Here is a 17,391-nt window from a genome sequence, read left to right as displayed (position 1 = left end):
TTCCGCCCCGTGAGGTTGACGGCTCCACCCCTGCAGTCCACGTTGCTGGACTTCGCTCTACCGCTCAGGATTTGCCTTATGTACCAGCTGCTTGATCCCAGCCGCTTCGTTGTCTTCATCACCGGCGCCACCTCCGGCTTCGGCGCCGCCGCCGCCCGCCGCTATGTCGCTGCCGGTGGCAAGGTGATCGCAACGGGCCGCCGTAAGGAGCGTCTGGTCGAGCTGCAGAACGAGCTGGGCGCCGAAAACTGCCACATCATCGAACTCGACGTACAGGACCGGGCCGCCATCGAGGACGCCATCGCTGCCCTGCCCGCGCCGTTCGCCGGGATCAATATCGTGCTGGCCAATGCGGGGCTCGCGCTCGGCCTGCAGCCGGCCGCCGAAACCGACATCACCGACTGGGAGACCATGATCTCCACCAATGTGACCGGGCTGACCTATACGGTGCGGGCGCTGCTGCCTGGCCTGATCGAGCGCGGCGGCGGCCATATTGTGACACTGGGCTCGGTCGCGGGCGACTACCCCTATCCGGGCGGCTCGGTCTATGGAGCGACCAAGGCCTTTGTGAAGCAGTTCGCGCTCAACCTGCGCTCGGACGTGCAGGGCAAGAATGTCCGCGTCACCAATATCGAGCCGGGCCTGACCGAAACCGAATTTTCGCTGGTGCGCTTCAAGGGCGATGAGGGCAAGGCATCAAAGCCTTATGCCGGCACCAAGGCGATGAATGCCGATGATATCGCGGAATCCATCTTCTGGACCACGACGCTGCCCGCTCACGTTAACGTCAACCGCCTGCAATTGATGGCGACGACGCAGGCTTTTGGCCCGTTCGACATCTACCGCGAAGACTAATCCACAAGCCAAAGGCCTGTTGCGCCGGGGCTCTCCGCCCGCTGCAGGCCTTTTCCGGCTGCGCATAAACCATCCCCCCATTTGGAGGATGACCGCATCGGTTCCCTGTCGCAGATTGGGGGCCGGAGGTATGCGATGAAATTCACCAAGCTGATCATTCTGGCGCTGATTGCAACGGCAGGCGTCGTGGTGTTCCTCCCCAAGGACGCCATGGCCGAAGACGACCTGTTCGCAGGTTTTGGCGCGACCTGTATCGGCGAGGTGCTGGATGACTGCCACGTCATCAGTGCCGGGTACCTGAACAAGGATGATGGCGGCTTCGACATCGCCTTCCAGACGCAGGGCGGGTCAACCGAATACGACGGTTCCATCGGCAATATAGTGCTGTACCACTATGACGACGGCGCCTGGGTCAAACTCGCCGAAGCCCACGAGGCCTATCGCTATTCCGTGCCGGAAATCACCTATAGCGGCCTGCTGCATGTCGAGGGCTATAGCAACGGCACCGCCAGCCTGAACGCCGACCTGTTGTTCAACACCGGCGAGTCTGAAACCGGCTGGTACCCTGTCAATATCGACAGCTGGCAAGGCACCATCGGGGACAGATTGCCCAAGGGCCTGGGGATCTGGAAAGGCGTCAAATACAACTTCAACGACTGGGAATACGGCATCGTCGCCGACACCCTGCTCTGGAAGGACGACGACGCCAATTGCTGCGCCACTGGCGGCAGCGCCAAAGTGGTGTTTGAAATCGTCGATCAGGTGCTGACCGTCAAGGACGTGATCTATGTGCCGCCCGACGAGGACGACGCAGACAACTAGCCGCTACAGCCCAAGAAAGCGGACCGTGTCGGGATCAACCGGCACGCCGTCCTGCTGACGCGTGGCCATCACTTCCCATTCGCGATCACCCGGCGCCATCACGCGCTCTGCCCCTGCCCGCACCGGAGCAGAGCGCAGATTGAACAGATAGCGCGTGATCATCGCGCCAAAGAGGTCCCGCCCGACGAACTTGTCGGGGTCCACCACCAGCACGAAATGGCCCATATTGCGGGGCGTCGAAATATCGTCGCCGCCATACATCGGGATGAATTCGCTATCGAGCGTGGTACCGGTCAAAAGCGCAGAGAACAGCGTCGCGACCCCGGCAAGCGCAGCGCCCTTATAGCCGTATTCGGCCCCACCCAACGGCAGCAGCATATCGACGATATTGGGGTCGGTGGCCGGATTGCCATGCTTGTCGGCCCCGATGCCGGCGGGAAGTTCCAGGCCCAGTGAGCGATGCAGCAGCACCCGGTTCATCGGGATCGATGAAGTGGCCATATCCAAGAGCCATGGCTGGCTGCCCGGTACTGGCGCGGCAAAGGCCAAGGGGTTGGTGCCGTGGAACCGCGCCGCGCCATCAAACAGCGCCACCATGGAATCGGTATTTGTGGTGGCAAAGGTGATGAACCCCTGCTCGGCTCCGGCCAGCGCATAGGCACCCGCCGCGCCCAGATGGGATGAGTGGGTGACGCCGACTGCACCGACACCGGAAGTTTTGGCCAGCTCGATACCGACCTCGACGGCCTTATAGGCTGCGTAGTGGCCCAGCCCGTCATCGCCATTGACCATGGCGCTGCCGGCGGCGCGGATATCGACCTTGAGCTCGGGATTCTTGTTGAGCCGACCACCGCCCAGCATGTTGCAATAGTGCTCAGTCAGCCGCACGCCGTGGCTATCGACGCCCACCAGCGACGCATGCAGCATGGCCCGGGTCGCCGCCTGTAGCGATGCTTCGCTGGCGCCAGCCTCACGTAACCGCGCCGAGACTTTTTCTTCGAGCAGCGCGGCGAGAAACAGCGGCGTATTGTCGGTCTGCATCAGTTACCTCAGTGGACAGTGTCGCCCACCAAAACACTGGACGCGCGAATGCCATCTTCGCACGCTCGCGCCATTGGACAAGCCGCCGGACATAATAAAATGTCAGATTTTGTTGAGCCCGCTCAGGCCTCTATCGGCGCACGGCGCTCATGCTCCTCATCGGTGAACAGACGCGAGCGGGTCAGGAACCGCCGCTCGGTGCCATTATCGAGGCTGAACATGCCGCCGCGGCCGGGAATGGCGTCGATGATCAACTGGGTGTGTTGCCAATATTCGAACTGGCTTGGCGACATATAGAACGGCGCGCCGCCAATCTCGCCCATTTTCACATCACGGTCGCCAATGATGAAATCGCCATCCGGATAGCACATCGGCGACGACCCATCGCAGCACCCACCGGACTGATGAAACATCACCTTGCCATGCCGCTTTTCGATGCTGGCGAGCAGGTCCAGTGCGGCCGGGGTGGCGACGACGCGTTCGACATAGTCGGTCATTCGATGCCTGCTTTCCCGAGATAACGAAGGCCATTCCGGTGAGGCCACCCGCCGCGCGGAAGATCGGGGGTATTTGGCAAGCGGCCCCACCGGAATGAACTGTGTGTTCCTGGTATTCGAAGTTTGAGAGTGGCCCTCGGAACAAGTCCGAGGGCAGCGTGGTGCACGGGAGGCGTCGTCGTCTTAGAAGAAGCCCAGCTTCTTGGGGGAGTAGCTGACCAGCATGTTCTTGGTCTGCTGGTAGTGATCGAGCATCATGCGGTGGTTTTCGCGGCCGATGCCGGACTGCTTGTAGCCACCGAACGCGGCGTGGGCCGGATAGGCGTGGTAGCAATTGGTCCAGACGCGACCGGCCTGAATACCGCGACCGAAGCGGTAGGCGCGGTTGGCATCGCGGGTCCACACGCCGGCGCCGAGGCCATAGAGCGTGTCATTGGCGATTTCGAGCGCTTCGGCATCGTCCTTGAAGGTCGCCACCGACACCACTGGGCCGAAGATTTCCTCCTGGAAAATCCGCATCTTGTTATTGCCCTCGAACACCGTTGGCTTGACGTAATAGCCGCCTGCCAGCTCGCCCTCGAGATTGTTGCGCTCGCCGCCGGTGAGAACCTTAGCGCCTTCCTGCTTGCCGATATCGAGATAGCTTAGGATCTTTTCGAGCTGCTCAGAGGAGGCCTGCGCGCCGATCATCGTCGACATCTCAAACGGCGACCCTGCCTTGATGGCTTCCACGCGTTTGATGGCGCGCTCCATGAAGCGGTCATAGACGCTTTCCTGGATCAGTGCGCGGCTTGGGCAGGTACAGACTTCGCCCTGGTTGAGGGCGAACATGGCAAAGCCTTCGAGCGCCTTGTCGAAGAAATCATCGTCCTCGGCCAGCACGTCGGCAAAGAAGATGTTCGGCGATTTGCCGCCCAGCTCCAGCGTCACCGGAATAAGGTTCTGGCTGGCATATTGCATGATCAGGCGACCCGTCGTCGTCTCGCCGGTAAAGGCGATCTTGGCGATGCGGTTGGACGAGGCGAGCGGCTTGCCCGCTTCAAGACCAAAGCCATTGACGATGTTGAGCACGCCGGGAGGCAGAATGTCTTCGATCAGCTCTATCAGATAAAGGATCGAAGCCGGGGTCTGCTCGGCAGGCTTGAGCACCACGGCGTTACCGGCTGATAATGCTGGTGCCAGCTTCCAGACCGCCATCAGGATCGGGAAGTTCCACGGAATGATCTGCCCGACCACGCCGAGCGGTTCATGGAAGTGATAGGCGACGGTGTCGTTGTCGATCTCGGAAATGCCGCCTTCCTGCGCGCGGATCGCGCCGGCAAAATAGCGGAAGTGATCGATGGCGAGGGGAATATCGGCGGCCGTCGTTTCGCGGATCGGCTTGCCATTGTCCCAGGTTTCGGCCAGCGCGATTTCGTCCAGATGCTCCTCCATCCGGTCGGCAATCTTGTTCAGCATCACGGCGCGCTGCGCCACCGAGGTCTTGCCCCAGGCCGGGGCCGCCTTGTGCGCTGCATCGAGCGCTTTTTCGATGTCGGCGGCTTTTGAACGGGCGACTTCACAGATTACCTGGCCTGTGACGGGCGAGGTGTTCTCAAAGGTCTCGCCATCCACGGCGTCGACCCACTGCCCACCGATGTAATTGCCATACTTGGCCTTATACGGAGACTTAGTCCGCTGGCCGACGAATTCTGGTTTGTTCATGGCATCCTCCCTGTTTTCGATGCCCTATCTATTGCAACTGCCGTGCCAGCATTGGCTAAGCCGTTGAACCAAAACCCGAAGTATTCGTGATCGCCATTTCTCTGGACCTTTGACGAAATCAGATGCAACACTTTGCAACAACCAGACGCGATGGCCGGTGCAACATGTGTTGCAAACTGCCACAACTGGGAGGGGATGGAGCATGAGCATTACCGCTGAGGCGACCCTTGCGGCCGCGCGCGAAAAATTCTTCTCCGGTCGCGATCTGCCCGAGGGCGTCGTGTCCGCCCCGATCCTGCGCTCCTGGCAACGCTGCGCTGATCAGGGACTCGACGCCGGCGACGCCATTCGCGCCGAGGCGATGACATCCACCGAATTGCGCGAACTCCAGCAGCACAACGAAACCCTCCGCCTGCTCTCCCGCCCCGAACTGGTGAGCCTGCGCACCGAGGCCAAGCTGACCGATAGCGTGGTGATCCTGACCGACGCCAAGGGACTGGTGCTCGACACGGCCGGCAGCCCCGAATTTGCCGGACAGGCGGCACGCGTCGCGCTCCGGCCTGGCGTTGCCTGGTCGGAAATGTCGACGGGCACCAATGCCATCGGCACCGCCATGGCCGAACGCCGCGCCATCGAAGTGCATGGCGGCGAGCATTTCTTTGAGCCGCACGGCATTCTGCACTGCGCCGCCAGCCCGATCTTTGACCCCTATGGCAAACTGGCCGGCGTGCTCGACATGTCTGGCCACGCCTCGCTGCAACATACCCATGCTATGGGGCTCGTGCGGCTGGCGGTGGAACAGATCGAGCATCGCTTCTTTGCCCGCGATTTCAACGAAATGACCGTGGTGCGCTTCCATCGCAGCGCCGACCTGTTGGGCACCGCGCGCGAGGGCATATTGGTGTTTGACGGCGAGCGCCTGATCGCGGGCAATCGCCGCGCGCTCACTTTGGTCGGCCTCGACCGCAAGGCGCTGCGCAAATCGACCCGCGAGGAAATCTTTGAAGGCGCGGGGCTGATGATCGAGCGCGGCGAGCTGCGCGCCCGCAATGGCGAACGCTATTTCGCCGCCGTATCGCAGCCCGCTCCGGCGCCGCTGCGCGTGACCGGCACCATTCCGCGCAGCCCAAAACCGGTCAAATCCGGCCCATTCCTGAGTGCCGAAACGCGCGCCGATCTGGCCAAGGCCGTCCGGCTGGTCAATGCTGAAATCCCGCTGCTGATCGCGGGCGAAACCGGGGCGGGCAAGGAAGTCTTCGCGCGTCATCTGGCCGGACTGACAGTCCGCGCGGGCAAGCCTTTCATCGCCATCAACTGCGCCGCCCTGCCCGAAAGCCTGATCGAAGCCGAACTGTTTGGCTACGAGGCTGGCGCTTTTACCGGCGCGCGCAAGTCCGGCGCCAAGGGGCTGGTGCAGCAGGCCGAGGGCGGCATCCTCTTTCTCGACGAAATCGGCGACATGCCGCTTTTGCTGCAGTCGCGTCTGCTGCGGGTGCTGCAGGACAAGGAAGTCGCGCCGCTCGGTGGTGGTACGCCGCACAAGGCCGATTTCGTTCCGATCTGCGCGACCAATCGTGATCTCAAGGCCATGGTCGATGCCGGGACGTTCCGCGCCGATCTCTATTTCCGCATCGCGCAATATACCGTCACCCTGCCGTCGCTGGCCGAACTGCCCGAGCGACAGCAGATCGTTGAAACGCTGTGGGCGCAGTTGGCCACGGCGCACGGCCCGCTGCCGCATGTGGTGCTGGATCGCCTGTCTGCTCACCACTGGCCGGGCAATTTCCGTGAGCTGGCCGGCACTTTGCGGGCGCTGGCGGCGCTGCATGATCCCGGCGAAATCATCGCCCTAACCGCCTTGCCATCGACAATCGTGGACGCTGCACCCGCGCCCTTTGCCATTGATGCCGACCTGGGCACCTTGACAGAGAGCGCCATGCGGCGGGCCGTCGATCTACATAAGGGGAATCTCTCGGCTGCTGCACGGGCACTGGGCATTGACCGCTCGACGCTCTATCGTCGGCTTTTGTGGAAAGAAAAGCTCGACGGCTGATGACGCACCAGCGACACATTCAGCCTCCCTACTGAGCACAATGCCAAAGGAGATTGTCGCATGCGCAAGACCTCGTTCCTCGCCGTCGCCCTGCTCATGGCCACCCCGGCCATGGCCATCGAGCCACCGCCCGAAACCCTGATCGGCAATTGGGAAGTGACCGGCGTCACCGTGGATGATACCCCGGTCGCAGCACTGGTTACCGACGATCCGAGTTTTATGGGCGCGGTGCTATCGATTGCCGCCGACAAGATCGAATGGACCAAGGGCACAGACGAACGGCCCATCGATCCGACCATCGATAATTGTGACCAGGCGGCCAATTTTGCCCTGACAGATGGCAATTACATCGTCACCTGCGGCGATGGCGGCTGGGGCCCCGGCGACGGTGCTACTATCCGCCCGATCGACGAAAACGACATTTCCCTGATCTGGTATGACGGCGGCACGCTGACGCTGACCCGCGTCGAAACCGTCAAGCCTAAAGGCTAGCCTTGACCGGCTTGCCGGCCTTGCTAACGAGCAACTGATTGAGCCGCATCTTGTCGGCATCGACCACTTCGAACACGTAGCCGGCTGCCTCGACCTTGTCGCCCTTGCGGGCGGCGCGGCGCAGCCGGTGGACGATAAAGCCGCCAATCGTTTCGTAGGCCGCCTCGGCTTCAAGATGCTTGATGCCCAGCGCGCGCGTCACATCGACAAACGGCGCCATCCCGTCAACCAGCCAGCTTTGCTCGTCGCGCTTGAGGATCGCCTGCTCCTCGAACGGATTGGCCAGCCCCTGCATCAGCGCGCCCATCAAATCCTTGAAGGTGACGACGCCCACGACCAGCGCATACTCGCTGACCACCAGAGCAAAGCCGGTGCTCTGCGCCTGGAACTCGGCCAGCACTTCCCACACATTGAGCGTGTCCGGCACCGACAGCACGTCGCGCCGTGCCTTGGCGAAATCGACCACTTCATTGCGGTCGATGGCGGTCGCCAGCACGTCTTCGGCGCGCACGCAGCCGATCACGGCGTCGATGCCGCCATCGCAGATCGGGTAATGCGAGAACGGGCGCTTGCGCACCTTGTCCTGCTGCACATCGTCGGGATCGGAAATATCGAGATAAACGATATCCTCACGAATGGTCATCACCGAGGTGACGCTGCGCAATTCGAGCGCCAGCACATTCTCGATCAGGCGATGCTCATTCTTCATCAGCACGCCGGAAGCGGCGCCACCGGCGAGGATCATGCGGAAATCTTCGGCCGTCACCGCATCGGCGGGCACTTTGGGTTCGAGCTTGAGCCAGCCGATCAACACGTCGGACAGCCGCCCGAAGAACCAGACCAGCGGCTTGAGCAGTTTTACCGCGATTTCGGGAAACCACACGACGCCCAGCGCGACGTCCTCAGGCACCATCATGGCGATGCGCTTGGGGGTGAGATCGGCGAACAGCACGAACATGGCCGTGACCAGCACGAAGGCAAGCACCGACCCAATGGGCAGGCCCAGATCGACCGGCACGCCCAGCGTTTGCAAGCCAGCGGCAAAGACCGGACCCAGCGTATCCTGCCCCAGCGTGCCGGCGAGGATCGAGACCGCATTGGTCGCGATCTGTAGAGCCGTGATCACATTGGCCGCATCCGCCCGCAGCGCCACAAAGCGCTGTGCCTTGGTATTGCCCGCCTCGGCCAGCGCACGGATGCGCACTTCGCGCGCGGCGGCAAAAGCAATTTCCGATAGGGAGATGACGATGCTGATCCCGATCAGGGCCGCAATCAGCAGAATACCAACAAAGCTGTTCATGATGAGACGCAGGTCAAGGACTGGAGTCCTTCCTCTAGCACAGGGCGTGCGTCAAAGAGAAATCGCTCTCTTCTCACCTCTCCCTTCGGGGAGAGGTGAGAAGTTCATTCCGGTGGGTACTGGTGCTCGCCGCCCTGATAGTCGCGCACGGTAAAGCAGCCGTCGCCACCGGAAATCGCGGAGGAGCCGATGTCCGCTTTGCCGTAGCCGCCCGGAATATCGAGGATGTAGGTCGGCTGGGCCAAGCCTGAAATCCGGCCGCGGAGGGCCGTGACCAGCTTTTGCCCCTCGGCAATGGTCATACGGAAATGGCTGGTGCCGGGGGCCAGATCGGGGTGGTGCAGGTAATAGGGTTTCACGCGGTTTTCGACAAAGGCCTTCATCAGGCTGGCCAGCGTTTCGACGTCATCATTGACGCCCTTGAGCAGCACAGACTGGCTGACCATGGCGACGCCGCCATCGACCAGACGCCCAATCGCCGCCTTGGCCGCGACCGAAAACTCGCGTGGATGATTGGCGTGCAGCGCCAGATAGGTGGTCTTGCCGCTAGAGCGAAGGGCCTCGACCATGGCCGCATCGACGCGGTCGGGTTCGACCACCGGCACGCGGGTGTGAAAACGCACGATCTTGACGTGCTCGATCGCCGCCAGCCGTTCCATGATCTCGCGCAGCCGCCGTGGCGACAGCACCAGAGGATCGCCGCCGGTGAGGATCACTTCCCAGATTTCGGTGTGTTCGGCGATATAGCCGATCGCGGTGTCCAGCTCTGGCCCGGTGAGCGTGCCCAGACCCTGCGGCCCTACCATTTCGCGGCGGAAGCAGAACCGGCAATAGACCGGGCAGACGTGAACGGCCTTGAGCAGCACGCGGTCGGGATAGCGATGCACGATGCCCTCGACCGGTGAATGGGCGAGATCGCCAATCGGGTCGGCGCGCTCGTCGGGGGTGGTGACGAGTTCATCAAGCGTCGGGACGAATTGGCGGGCGATTGGGTCGTCGGGGTCGGTCTGGTCGATCAGCGCGGCAATGGCGGGGGTGATGCCCACGGCGTATTTGGCGGCGACGGCGTCAAGGCCCGTACCGTCCGTCAGACCGCTCGCGACGAGATCGCCAACGTTTTTGATCGGTCGATGTGCCGTCACTCAGCCACCGGTGCCCAGAGCACCGCCTCGATTCTTGGGGCGCCGGTTGCAAGCATGACCAGACGGTCAAAGCCGAGCGCCACGCCGCTTGCTTCGGGCATGAGCGCGAGGGCCGCAAGGAAATCCTCGTCCAGCGGATAGCGCTCATCATAGATGCGCTGCTTTTCGTCCATCTCCGCGGCAAATCTGCGGCGCTGCTCGCTGGCATCGGTCAGCTCGCCAAAACCATTGGCCAGTTCGACGCCGCAGGCATAAAGCTCGAACCTTTCGCTGATCCGCGCATCGCCGGGCACCCGCCGCGCCAAGGCTGCTTCTGCAGCCGGATAGCGGTCCAGCACCGTGACACGACCATTGCCGAGTTCGGGCTCGACCTTTTCGTTAAGGATCAGGCTGAACAGATAGCTCCAGCTGCGATCTTCCGGTACCGCGAGGCCGAGGGCCAGCATCTGCTGGGCCAGCGCTTCGCCATCGGTGACGCCATCGCTGTCCATAGTGTCGAGCAGACGGATGCCCGCATGGCGCTCGAACGCGTCGACGACGCAGAGGCGTTCGGGCTCGGCGAAGGGATCGCAGCTCCGGTCGCGGAAGTTGAAGCTTTTAACGCCCGTTGTCTCAGCTGCGAGGCGCAGTAAAGCGACGCAATCGGCGATCACGGCATCATAGGGTTCGCCGACGCGATACCATTCGAGCATGGTGAATTCGGGATGGTGCAGCGCGCTGCGCTCCCGGTTGCGCCATACGTGCTGCAGACTCGCGATACGCTGCTCGCCGGCCGCCAGGAGCTTTTTCATGGTGAATTCGGGCGAGGTGTGCAGATACATCACCTGCCCCAGCCCGTCATTGCCGATCATGGTCGTGCCAAAGGCATGCAGGTGTATTTCATTGCCCGGCGAGCGTTGCAGGCCCGGCGGATCGACGATCAGAAAATCGTTCTGCGCCAGATAGTTGCGGACGCCCGCCTCGATCCGGTTGCGCGCCAGCAGGATTGGCCGCCGATCGGCATGAACCGAGGGTGTCCACCAGGGCGATGCTGAATGCGCGTCGAGCGTGCTCATGGGACCTTGTGTGACAGTGGGCTGGCGATTTTCGTCGAGATAGGGTAGTTGGCGCACGAAAGTCTATTTCGGCGCCAGGACGGGCTGCTATTCGGCCCTGCCTCTAGTACGCGCCAACGTTCTGAACAAGGAAGAATAATGGTCAAGGTCATCGCCTCTTCGCTGCGCAAGGGCAACGTCGTCGAGCAGGACAACGCCCTCCATGTCGTGCTGACGGCCGAAAACGTGCACCCCGGCAAGGGCAACTCCATCACCAACGTTAACATGCGCCGCATCTCGGATGGCGTGAAGGTTGTTGGTCGCTGGCGCACGGTCGAAATGGTCGAAAAGGCCGACGTCGATGACCGCGAATATGACTATCTCTATTCCGATGGCGAAGGTCATCACTTCATGGAGCCGTCGACCTACGAGCAGATCACCGTTGCCGATGACGTGATCTCCGATCAGCGCGCTTACCTCACCGACGGCATGAAGGTTCACCTCAAGACCTTCGAAGGCACGGCCCTCTCGATGGAACTGCCACAGCGCCTGACGTTCGAGATCGTCGAGACCGAGCCAGTGGTGAAGGGCCAGACGGCATCGTCGTCCTACAAGCCAGCCATGCTCAACAACGGCCTCAAGGTGATGGTCCCACCGCACATTGGCGTTGGCACCCGCATCGTGATCCTGACCGACGACAATTCCTATGTCGAGCGCGCCAAGGACTGATCGCCGGCCGCTTCAGAGCGATCCAAAAACAAATGGGCCCTCAGGGGCCCATTTTCGTTTCAGTCGATTTCGCCTGCCGCATCTTGCCAGTGCGAGGTGTCGCGCCCCACAGGCGTGCCTTCGGCCAGCCATTTGTCATAGGCCAGCCGGCTCAAATGCATTTCCTTGGCTTTGACCCAATAGTCAAACGCCCGCCCTTCGGGGCGACCATCCTGCTCCCAAAGAAAATATGCGGTTCGCCGAATAAGTTCGGCCACTTCAGTGTTTTTCTGCATGCGCGTTACCGAAGCAAAAATGGGCGCGGTGGCGTACACCACGCCCGCTATCCTATGCCGCTTTTTGGTTGACGTTGGTGATGGCCACCTGGCTGAGCTTTTTGTCCGTGGCCAGTTCTTCCTTGAGCGTTGCATCCAGCAGCGCTGCCGCTTCCTTCATGCCCAGCTGGGTCGCCCAGCTCTTGAGCGTGCCGTAGCGCGCGATTTCGTAGTGCTCCACCGCCTGCCCGGCCGACACAAGACCGGCGTCCAGCGCGACGCTGCCCTTGAAATCTTCCATGATAGACTTGCCCTCTTCGATAATGCCGAGGATGGCGTCGCAGGTCTTGCCGCGTGGGGTTTTGCCCATCAGCTCAAAGATCTGTTCCAGCCGCTCGATATGGCCTTCGGTTTCGGTATGGTGCTGTTCAAACCCGGCCCGAAGTTCAGGCGAAGTGGCGGCCTTGGCCATTTTGGGGAGCGTTTTCACGATCTGGCGCTCGGCGTAATAGATGTCCTTGAGGGTATCGAGGAACAGGTCGTCCAGGGTCTTTTCGGTAGCCATGATGTCTCTCCGATGAGTGGTGTCGACGCTGCTGCATGAACGGTCCATGCTGTGCATGGTTCCCTTGCCACGGACGCGTCTCACCAACCGTCGCGGACGGTCATAGTCTTGGCTCAGAACCCTTGATCGGCAAGGCCATGAACGCAAAGCAAAATCCCGCGAGACCCAGCCCTGACGAAGCTAAAAGGCCGGCCGTCACCAGACAGCATCAACCGCCTGCAAGCGTCGGCCCACAGGCGGTTGGAAACATTGCGGACCAGGGCGCGCAGCAGCAATAGGGCTATGGCGACAGGTTTGACGGCACCGGCGGAATTTCATGCAGCAGCGTGATCTCGATCCGCTCATTGGCCGCCATATAGGGGTCATTAAGGAAGAACGGATCGGCCGTCGAACGCCCAACCACCGAATTGATCCGCTCATCCTTGAGCCCGAATTCGCCCAGGATCTGCCGCACCGTGTTGGCGCGGTCGGCGGTCAGCTCCCATGAGCCGTAGCGCGGATTGGCGTAGACACCGCCGGCTGCGGTATGGCCCGAAATACGGATCTGATTGGACAGCCGCTGCAGGATCGGCGCAATGGCGGCAATCGCCTTGCGGGTGATCTCGTTGGGATACTTTGACCCCTCGGGGAACATCGGACGACCTTCCTGGTCGACGATGCGGATATTGAGCCCTTCGTCGGTCTCTTCGACGATGAGGTTATCGGCAATCTCGGAAATGTCGGGCATAGCCTGCCACGCCTGCCGAATGCTGGCCGCGGCGCTGTGGAAGGCCTGATCGTCTTTGGCCTTGAGATCGTATTGCGACGCCTTGGCTACGTCGAACTCGCTGCCTTCGCGCTGGTCCGAGCCAGTCAGCGCGCCTTCCTTGGTGCCAAACTGTTGACCAGTCGGGGTAACGGTGGAATCCATCGACACTTCCGGCACCGAGCCCGCCATGCGGGCTTCGGCGCTGTCCATAGCCGTGCCGCCCATCAGCCCACCAGCGCCGCTGGTCGAGGGCGCAACGTTTGGCGGCGCAAAATAGGAGGCGAGCCCCTCCTTTTGCTCGGGCGTGGTCATGCTGATCAGCCAGAGCAACAGGAAAAAGGCCATCATTGCCGTCACAAAGTCGGCATAGGCGATTTTCCAAGCGCCGCCATGGTGGGCGTGCTTGTTCTTTTTCACCTTCTTGATGATGATTACGGGACGGTCGTAGTCCGCCATTCTGGCTATCCTAGTTCAAGCTCAGCTTGCCGCTTGCAGGTTTGAGGTGGCCTCGTCGATTTCGGCAAAGGTCGGACGGTCTTCCGACAGCAGCGCCTTGCGGGCGAACTCAATGGCCATCACCGGCACCTGGCCGGAAATGTGGGCCAGAAGGCCAACCTTGAGCGACAGGAAATACTTGGATTCCGATTCATAGATGTTCTTGAGCGACTGGGCGAAGGGCGCAAAGAAGCCGTACGCCACGAACACGCCGAAGAACGTACCCACCAGAGCGCCACCAATCATGTGACCGAGCACTTCTGGCGGCTCGCTGATTGCGCCCATGGTGTGAATAACGCCAAGCACGGCGGCCACAATGCCCAGAGCCGGCGTACCGTCAGCCAGCGCCTGCACGGCACCGACAACGCGCTCCTGCTCCTGGTGGTGCGTTTCGAGCTCTTCGTCCATCAACGCTTCCATTTCGTGGACGTTGTTGGAGCCCAGCGTCACCATGCGCATGTAGTCGCAGACAAACTCGACGGCGTGGTGATTGGCGGCAAATTTGGGAAAGCGGTTGAACAGTGTCGATTCATGGGGGTTTTCGATGTGCTGCTCAAGCGCCAGGATGCCTTTGGCCTGCACGAGCTTGTACATGGAAAACTGCATGCCGAGCAGTTCGACATAGGCCGCCTTGTTGTATTTGGGACCCTTGAGCAGCGTGCCGAAGGCGCCCAGCGTCGCCTTGATCACCGGACCGGTATTGCCGATGACGAAAGCGCCGATGGCCGCGCCCAGAATGATGAGGAATTCGAAGGGCTGCCAGAGCACGTAGAGGTGGCCGCCCACCCCCAGATATCCGCCCACAACACAGCCGCAAACGATGATGATGCCGATAATAAGACGCATAAGACCCCAAACTCACTTAGAGACGACATCGTTTCGAGGTCTGCATTATCAGTCGGTTTACCTTAACAGCCCGTTTAACCTCACCTTTGCGCTGGCCAACCACCCCAATACCCCACCGCACCATGACCGGCGGACATGCGCCAATCGATAAGGTGGGTGGGGAGAGTTGAATCGAATTGGATGAACGCTGCGGGCGCTAATGCGAGGGATGCATCGCGTCGTTGAGATACATGCAGGTCAGCATGGCAAAGACATAGGCCTGGATGATCGACATGACGAGCTCCAGCGCCGTGATGCCCACCGCCATCGCCAGCGGCGCGACCGAGGCGACAATGCCCAATGGACCCAAGGCGCTGAGGTCGACGACGAAGCCGGCGAACACTTTGAGCGTGATGTGCCCGGCCAGCATGACCGCAAACAGGCGCACCGAATGGCTGATCGGTCGCGAGATATAGGAAATGATCTCGATAGGGATGATGACGGGCGCCAGATAGCCCGGCAGTCCGCTCGGCATGAACAGCTTGAAGAACTTAAAGCCGTGCCGATAGAGGCCATAGACGGTGACCACCGCGAACACGAACAGGGCAAAGGCGGCAGTGACGATGATCTGCGCCGTGACCGTAAAGGCATAGGGGAACATGCCGATCAAGTTGGCGACGAGGATGAAGCTGAACAGCGAGAAGACCAGCGGAAAAAACCGCATCCCCTCACGGCCTATGGTGGAGATGACGAGGTTCTCGATGGCCTGATAGAGCATTTCCGCGACCATCTGCATGCGGCCCGGCACCAGCGCCTGCTTCCGCCCTGCCAGTACGAAGAAGCCACCCGCGATCACCACGGTCAACATCATATAGGCGGACGCATTGGTGAAGCTGACGTCTTGGCCCGCGAGCGGCGGCAGCGGAAAGATGGGCTCCACCACAAACTGGTGAATCGGATCATTGGCCATGGAAGGACCTCAAGCGTTTGGAGGTCGTCCTCGGAAGGCCCGTAACGCTGGCAGGTCGTCCTGCCAGCGGGCGTCAATAATTCAGGTGGCGAACAACAGCACGCCAAACACCGCAAACAGCGTCAGGTGCAACGTGCCCTGCAAAGCCGAGGCGCGTTGCCCCATAAAGGTCAGCGCGGTGAGCCCCACTGTCAGCAACAGCATGACGGTTTCGGTCGGCGAGACGCCCATGACGACGGTCTTGCCGGTGACGAGGCCAACAATCAGCACCGCCGGGATGGTCAGGCCAACCGTCGACACGAAAGCGCCGAGGCAGAGGTTGATCGAGCGCTGCAGCTGGTTGTCCAAGGCCGCCCGAACGGCGGTCATGGATTCTGGCGTAAAGACGATGAACGCGATGATGACGCCACTCAGAGCAATCGGTGCGCCGACCGACGAAATCCCAAAGTCGACAACCAGCGCCAGATCGTGCGCCAACAGAACGATGGGCAGCATCAGCGCGACCAGCAGGACGGAGTGGATGATGACGCCGGCCTTGTCGACCGGGGTCTTCGGCTCGGCCGTAACTTCCACTTCACGCGTGATGATCGGGATCGACAGTGAGCCCAATTCAGGTTGCACGAAAAAGCGACGATAGCCGCGCGTCTGCATCAAGAGGAACGCGCCATAGAGCACAAGGGTCAGGATGGAAAACGCCACGGCCTGTACCGGCCAGAATGTGCCGTCGCCAGTGCTCAACGTGTTTGGCAGGATCAGACCGATGCCGGCCAGTACCAGCGTCATCGCGACATAGGCAATGGTGCCCTGGGAATTGTATTCCTGCTCGCCAAACCGGCGGCCGCCGACAATGAGACAAATGCCCATGACCAGATTGAGGATGATCATCATCACCGCAAAGATCGAGTCACGGCCAATGGTGGCGTTCTCGCCGGGACCAAGCAGCACCGCCGCGATCAGGATCACCTCGATGGAGACAATGGCGAGCGTCAGGATCAGCGTGCCATAAGGCTCGCCCAGTTGATGGGCCAGATAGTCGGCCTCATGCACCACGCCGAAAGCGGCGACCATGATGGTGCCGAAAATCACGACAAAGCAGATGACGGCGATGACGGGGTCAATCGGATCGTGCAGCCAGGATGGGCCGCCTATGAAAAAGGCAACGACAACGCCCCAGGCGACGATCAGCTTGATGATGGTCGAGAAGGGAAGATGTCGAGACAAAGATGTCTTGGCAACAGTTTGGGTGGACACGGTTCAAACCTCTAGGGGTCGTCCCCTGAAGATATGAACCTGCATTGCGGTCGTCCACAATGGCGCGTCACCAAATCGGTGATCGGCAGGCCTATAGGACACATAAATTGCCTTGTCCATTGCCTGCGACCCGGATTTAACCTTGGGGGCAACTGGGAGGTTGGATACATGGCGATCAAACGTATGGACAATGTTGGCATCGTGGTCGACGACCTCGACGCGACCATCGACTTCTTCCGCGACCTCGGCCTTGAGCTTGAAGGACGCGCCAACGTCGAAGGCGAATGGGCCGGCCGTGTCACGGGCCTGGGCGATCAGCAGGTCGAGATCGCCATGATGCGCACCCCGGACGGCCAAAGCCGTCTCGAACTCTCCCGGTTCCTGACGCCGCCCATCGTCTCCGACCACCGCAACGCCCCCGTCAACGCCCTCGGCTATCTCCGCGTCATGTTCACCATCGACAACATCGACGCCACGCTCGCCAAACTAACCCCTCGCGGCGCGGAACTGGTCGGCGAGGTCGTTCGATACCAAGACATCTACAAACTCTGCTACATCCGCGGCCCCGGTGGGCTGCTGATTGGATTGGCGGAGGAACTTGGGTGAAGGTCGCA

18 protein-coding genes are annotated in these 17,391 nt (G+C 61.2%); 6 read left to right on the top strand and 12 right to left on the bottom strand.

All coding sequences use genetic code 11. The features are described 5' to 3' along the window. The first annotated feature begins 78 nt into the window (after window positions 1–78). Together ABIE28_RS01960 and ABIE28_RS01955 are read left to right on the top strand one after the other, a co-directional pair. Window positions 79–855 (top strand): SDR family NAD(P)-dependent oxidoreductase, encoded by a 777-nt coding sequence (locus ABIE28_RS01960; RefSeq protein WP_354059636.1) that lies wholly within the window; start codon window positions 79–81, stop codon window positions 853–855. A 135-nt stretch (window positions 856–990) separates the two neighbouring features. Beyond that, window positions 991–1,677: a hypothetical protein gene (locus ABIE28_RS01955; protein ID WP_354059634.1), complete on the top strand. Its 687-nt coding sequence runs from the start codon at window positions 991–993 to the stop codon at window positions 1,675–1,677. Between the two features lie 3 nt (window positions 1,678–1,680). Here ABIE28_RS01955 and ABIE28_RS01950 read toward each other — a convergent pair whose 3' ends face one another. The 3 genes from ABIE28_RS01950 to adh all read right to left on the bottom strand — a co-directional run bounded on the left by ABIE28_RS01950 (window position 1,681) and on the right by adh (window position 4,919). Continuing rightward, window positions 1,681–2,718, bottom strand: a complete 1,038-nt coding sequence (locus tag ABIE28_RS01950; protein WP_354059632.1) for an Ldh family oxidoreductase — start codon at window positions 2,716–2,718, stop codon at window positions 1,681–1,683. A 122-nt stretch (window positions 2,719–2,840) separates the two neighbouring features. Further along, window positions 2,841–3,215, bottom strand: a complete 375-nt coding sequence (locus ABIE28_RS01945; RefSeq protein WP_354059630.1) for a DUF779 domain-containing protein — start codon at window positions 3,213–3,215, stop codon at window positions 2,841–2,843. A gap of 183 nt (window positions 3,216–3,398) precedes the next feature. After that, window positions 3,399–4,919 carry an aldehyde dehydrogenase gene (gene adh / locus ABIE28_RS01940; RefSeq protein ID WP_354059628.1) on the bottom strand — a complete coding sequence of 507 codons (1,521 nt, stop codon included), beginning with the start codon at window positions 4,917–4,919 and terminating at the stop codon, window positions 3,399–3,401. Between the two features lie 202 nt (window positions 4,920–5,121). On the opposite strand from adh, the gene ABIE28_RS01935 reads away from it, so the two are divergent. Together ABIE28_RS01935 and ABIE28_RS01930 are read left to right on the top strand one after the other, a co-directional pair. After that, window positions 5,122–6,972 carry a sigma-54-dependent Fis family transcriptional regulator gene (locus ABIE28_RS01935; protein ID WP_354059626.1) on the top strand — a complete coding sequence of 617 codons (1,851 nt, stop codon included), beginning with the start codon at window positions 5,122–5,124 and terminating at the stop codon, window positions 6,970–6,972. 60 nt (window positions 6,973–7,032) lie between these two features. Then, the gene (locus ABIE28_RS01930; RefSeq protein WP_354059624.1) at window positions 7,033–7,464 is read left to right on the top strand and encodes a hypothetical protein; all 432 of its coding nucleotides are present in this window, start codon (window positions 7,033–7,035) and stop codon (window positions 7,462–7,464) included. Here the strand turns inward: ABIE28_RS01930 and ABIE28_RS01925 are convergent. From ABIE28_RS01925 to epmA, 3 genes are all read right to left on the bottom strand, one after another. Next, complete coding sequence (locus ABIE28_RS01925) at window positions 7,454–8,764, bottom strand: hemolysin family protein (RefSeq protein WP_354059622.1); 1,311 nt, start codon at window positions 8,762–8,764, stop codon at window positions 7,454–7,456. The two genes, ABIE28_RS01930 and ABIE28_RS01925, sit on opposite strands and share 11 nt — an antisense overlap. A 104-nt stretch (window positions 8,765–8,868) precedes the next feature. Then, window positions 8,869–9,906, bottom strand: coding sequence for a lysine-2,3-aminomutase-like protein (locus ABIE28_RS01920; protein ID WP_354059620.1), 1,038 nt, complete (start codon window positions 9,904–9,906; stop codon window positions 8,869–8,871). Continuing rightward, window positions 9,903–10,961: an EF-P lysine aminoacylase EpmA gene (gene epmA, locus ABIE28_RS01915; RefSeq protein WP_354059618.1), complete on the bottom strand. Its 1,059-nt coding sequence runs from the start codon at window positions 10,959–10,961 to the stop codon at window positions 9,903–9,905. The genes ABIE28_RS01920 and epmA overlap by 4 nt, the downstream gene beginning before the upstream one ends. A 138-nt stretch (window positions 10,962–11,099) precedes the next feature. Between epmA and efp the strand changes: the two genes are divergently transcribed. After that, window positions 11,100–11,669: an elongation factor P gene (gene efp, locus ABIE28_RS01910; protein WP_354059616.1), complete on the top strand. Its 570-nt coding sequence runs from the start codon at window positions 11,100–11,102 to the stop codon at window positions 11,667–11,669. 59 nt (window positions 11,670–11,728) lie between these two features. Here efp and ABIE28_RS01905 read toward each other — a convergent pair whose 3' ends face one another. From ABIE28_RS01905 to ABIE28_RS01880, 6 genes are all read right to left on the bottom strand, one after another. Further along, complete coding sequence (locus ABIE28_RS01905; protein WP_354059614.1) at window positions 11,729–11,944, bottom strand: DUF2934 domain-containing protein; 216 nt, start codon at window positions 11,942–11,944, stop codon at window positions 11,729–11,731. Between the two features lie 52 nt (window positions 11,945–11,996). Continuing rightward, a complete protein-coding gene (locus ABIE28_RS01900; protein WP_354059612.1) occupies window positions 11,997–12,488 on the bottom strand; it encodes a YciE/YciF ferroxidase family protein in 492 nt (163 codons plus the stop codon). Window positions 12,489–12,768: 280 nt separating this feature from the next. Continuing rightward, window positions 12,769–13,692: a flagellar motor protein MotB gene (locus tag ABIE28_RS01895; protein ID WP_354059610.1), complete on the bottom strand. Its 924-nt coding sequence runs from the start codon at window positions 13,690–13,692 to the stop codon at window positions 12,769–12,771. A gap of 21 nt (window positions 13,693–13,713) precedes the next feature. Then, window positions 13,714–14,577, bottom strand: a complete 864-nt coding sequence (gene motA, locus ABIE28_RS01890; protein ID WP_354059608.1) for a flagellar motor stator protein MotA — start codon at window positions 14,575–14,577, stop codon at window positions 13,714–13,716. A 196-nt stretch (window positions 14,578–14,773) separates the two neighbouring features. Continuing rightward, entirely contained in the window at window positions 14,774–15,526 is a 753-nt protein-coding gene (locus ABIE28_RS01885) for a F0F1 ATP synthase subunit A (RefSeq protein ID WP_354059606.1), read from the bottom strand. 81 nt (window positions 15,527–15,607) lie between these two features. Continuing rightward, window positions 15,608–16,747, bottom strand: coding sequence for a calcium:cation antiporter (locus ABIE28_RS01880; RefSeq protein ID WP_354059604.1), 1,140 nt, complete (start codon window positions 16,745–16,747; stop codon window positions 15,608–15,610). 198 nt (window positions 16,748–16,945) lie between these two features. On the opposite strand from ABIE28_RS01880, the gene ABIE28_RS01875 reads away from it, so the two are divergent. Continuing rightward, window positions 16,946–17,383 carry a VOC family protein gene (locus ABIE28_RS01875; protein WP_354059602.1) on the top strand — a complete coding sequence of 146 codons (438 nt, stop codon included), beginning with the start codon at window positions 16,946–16,948 and terminating at the stop codon, window positions 17,381–17,383. The last annotated feature ends 8 nt before the right edge of the window (window positions 17,384–17,391 follow it).

The organism is Devosia sp. 2618, assembly GCF_040546815.1.
GTDB lineage: Bacteria > Pseudomonadota > Alphaproteobacteria > Rhizobiales > Devosiaceae > Devosia.
This window is presented reverse-complemented; position numbering and strand designations above follow the sequence as displayed.

Coding starts and splice junctions, on each gene's coding strand:
- ABIE28_RS01960 (WP_354059636.1), top strand. CDS start 79: ATGTACCAGCTGCTTGATCCCAGCCGCTTCGTTGTCTTCATCACCGGC.
- ABIE28_RS01955 (WP_354059634.1), top strand. CDS start 991: ATGAAATTCACCAAGCTGATCATTCTGGCGCTGATTGCAACGGCAGGC.
- ABIE28_RS01950 (WP_354059632.1), bottom strand. CDS start 2,718: ATGCAGACCGACAATACGCCGCTGTTTCTCGCCGCGCTGCTCGAAGAA.
- ABIE28_RS01945 (WP_354059630.1), bottom strand. CDS start 3,215: ATGACCGACTATGTCGAACGCGTCGTCGCCACCCCGGCCGCACTGGAC.
- adh (WP_354059628.1), bottom strand. CDS start 4,919: ATGAACAAACCAGAATTCGTCGGCCAGCGGACTAAGTCTCCGTATAAG.
- ABIE28_RS01935 (WP_354059626.1), top strand. CDS start 5,122: ATGAGCATTACCGCTGAGGCGACCCTTGCGGCCGCGCGCGAAAAATTC.
- ABIE28_RS01930 (WP_354059624.1), top strand. CDS start 7,033: ATGCGCAAGACCTCGTTCCTCGCCGTCGCCCTGCTCATGGCCACCCCG.
- ABIE28_RS01925 (WP_354059622.1), bottom strand. CDS start 8,764: ATGAACAGCTTTGTTGGTATTCTGCTGATTGCGGCCCTGATCGGGATC.
- epmA (WP_354059618.1), bottom strand. CDS start 10,961: ATGAGCACGCTCGACGCGCATTCAGCATCGCCCTGGTGGACACCCTCG.
- efp (WP_354059616.1), top strand. CDS start 11,100: ATGGTCAAGGTCATCGCCTCTTCGCTGCGCAAGGGCAACGTCGTCGAG.
- ABIE28_RS01905 (WP_354059614.1), bottom strand. CDS start 11,944: ATGCAGAAAAACACTGAAGTGGCCGAACTTATTCGGCGAACCGCATAT.
- ABIE28_RS01900 (WP_354059612.1), bottom strand. CDS start 12,488: ATGGCTACCGAAAAGACCCTGGACGACCTGTTCCTCGATACCCTCAAG.
- ABIE28_RS01895 (WP_354059610.1), bottom strand. CDS start 13,692: ATGGCGGACTACGACCGTCCCGTAATCATCATCAAGAAGGTGAAAAAG.
- motA (WP_354059608.1), bottom strand. CDS start 14,577: ATGCGTCTTATTATCGGCATCATCATCGTTTGCGGCTGTGTTGTGGGC.
- ABIE28_RS01885 (WP_354059606.1), bottom strand. CDS start 15,526: ATGGCCAATGATCCGATTCACCAGTTTGTGGTGGAGCCCATCTTTCCG.
- ABIE28_RS01875 (WP_354059602.1), top strand. CDS start 16,946: ATGGCGATCAAACGTATGGACAATGTTGGCATCGTGGTCGACGACCTC.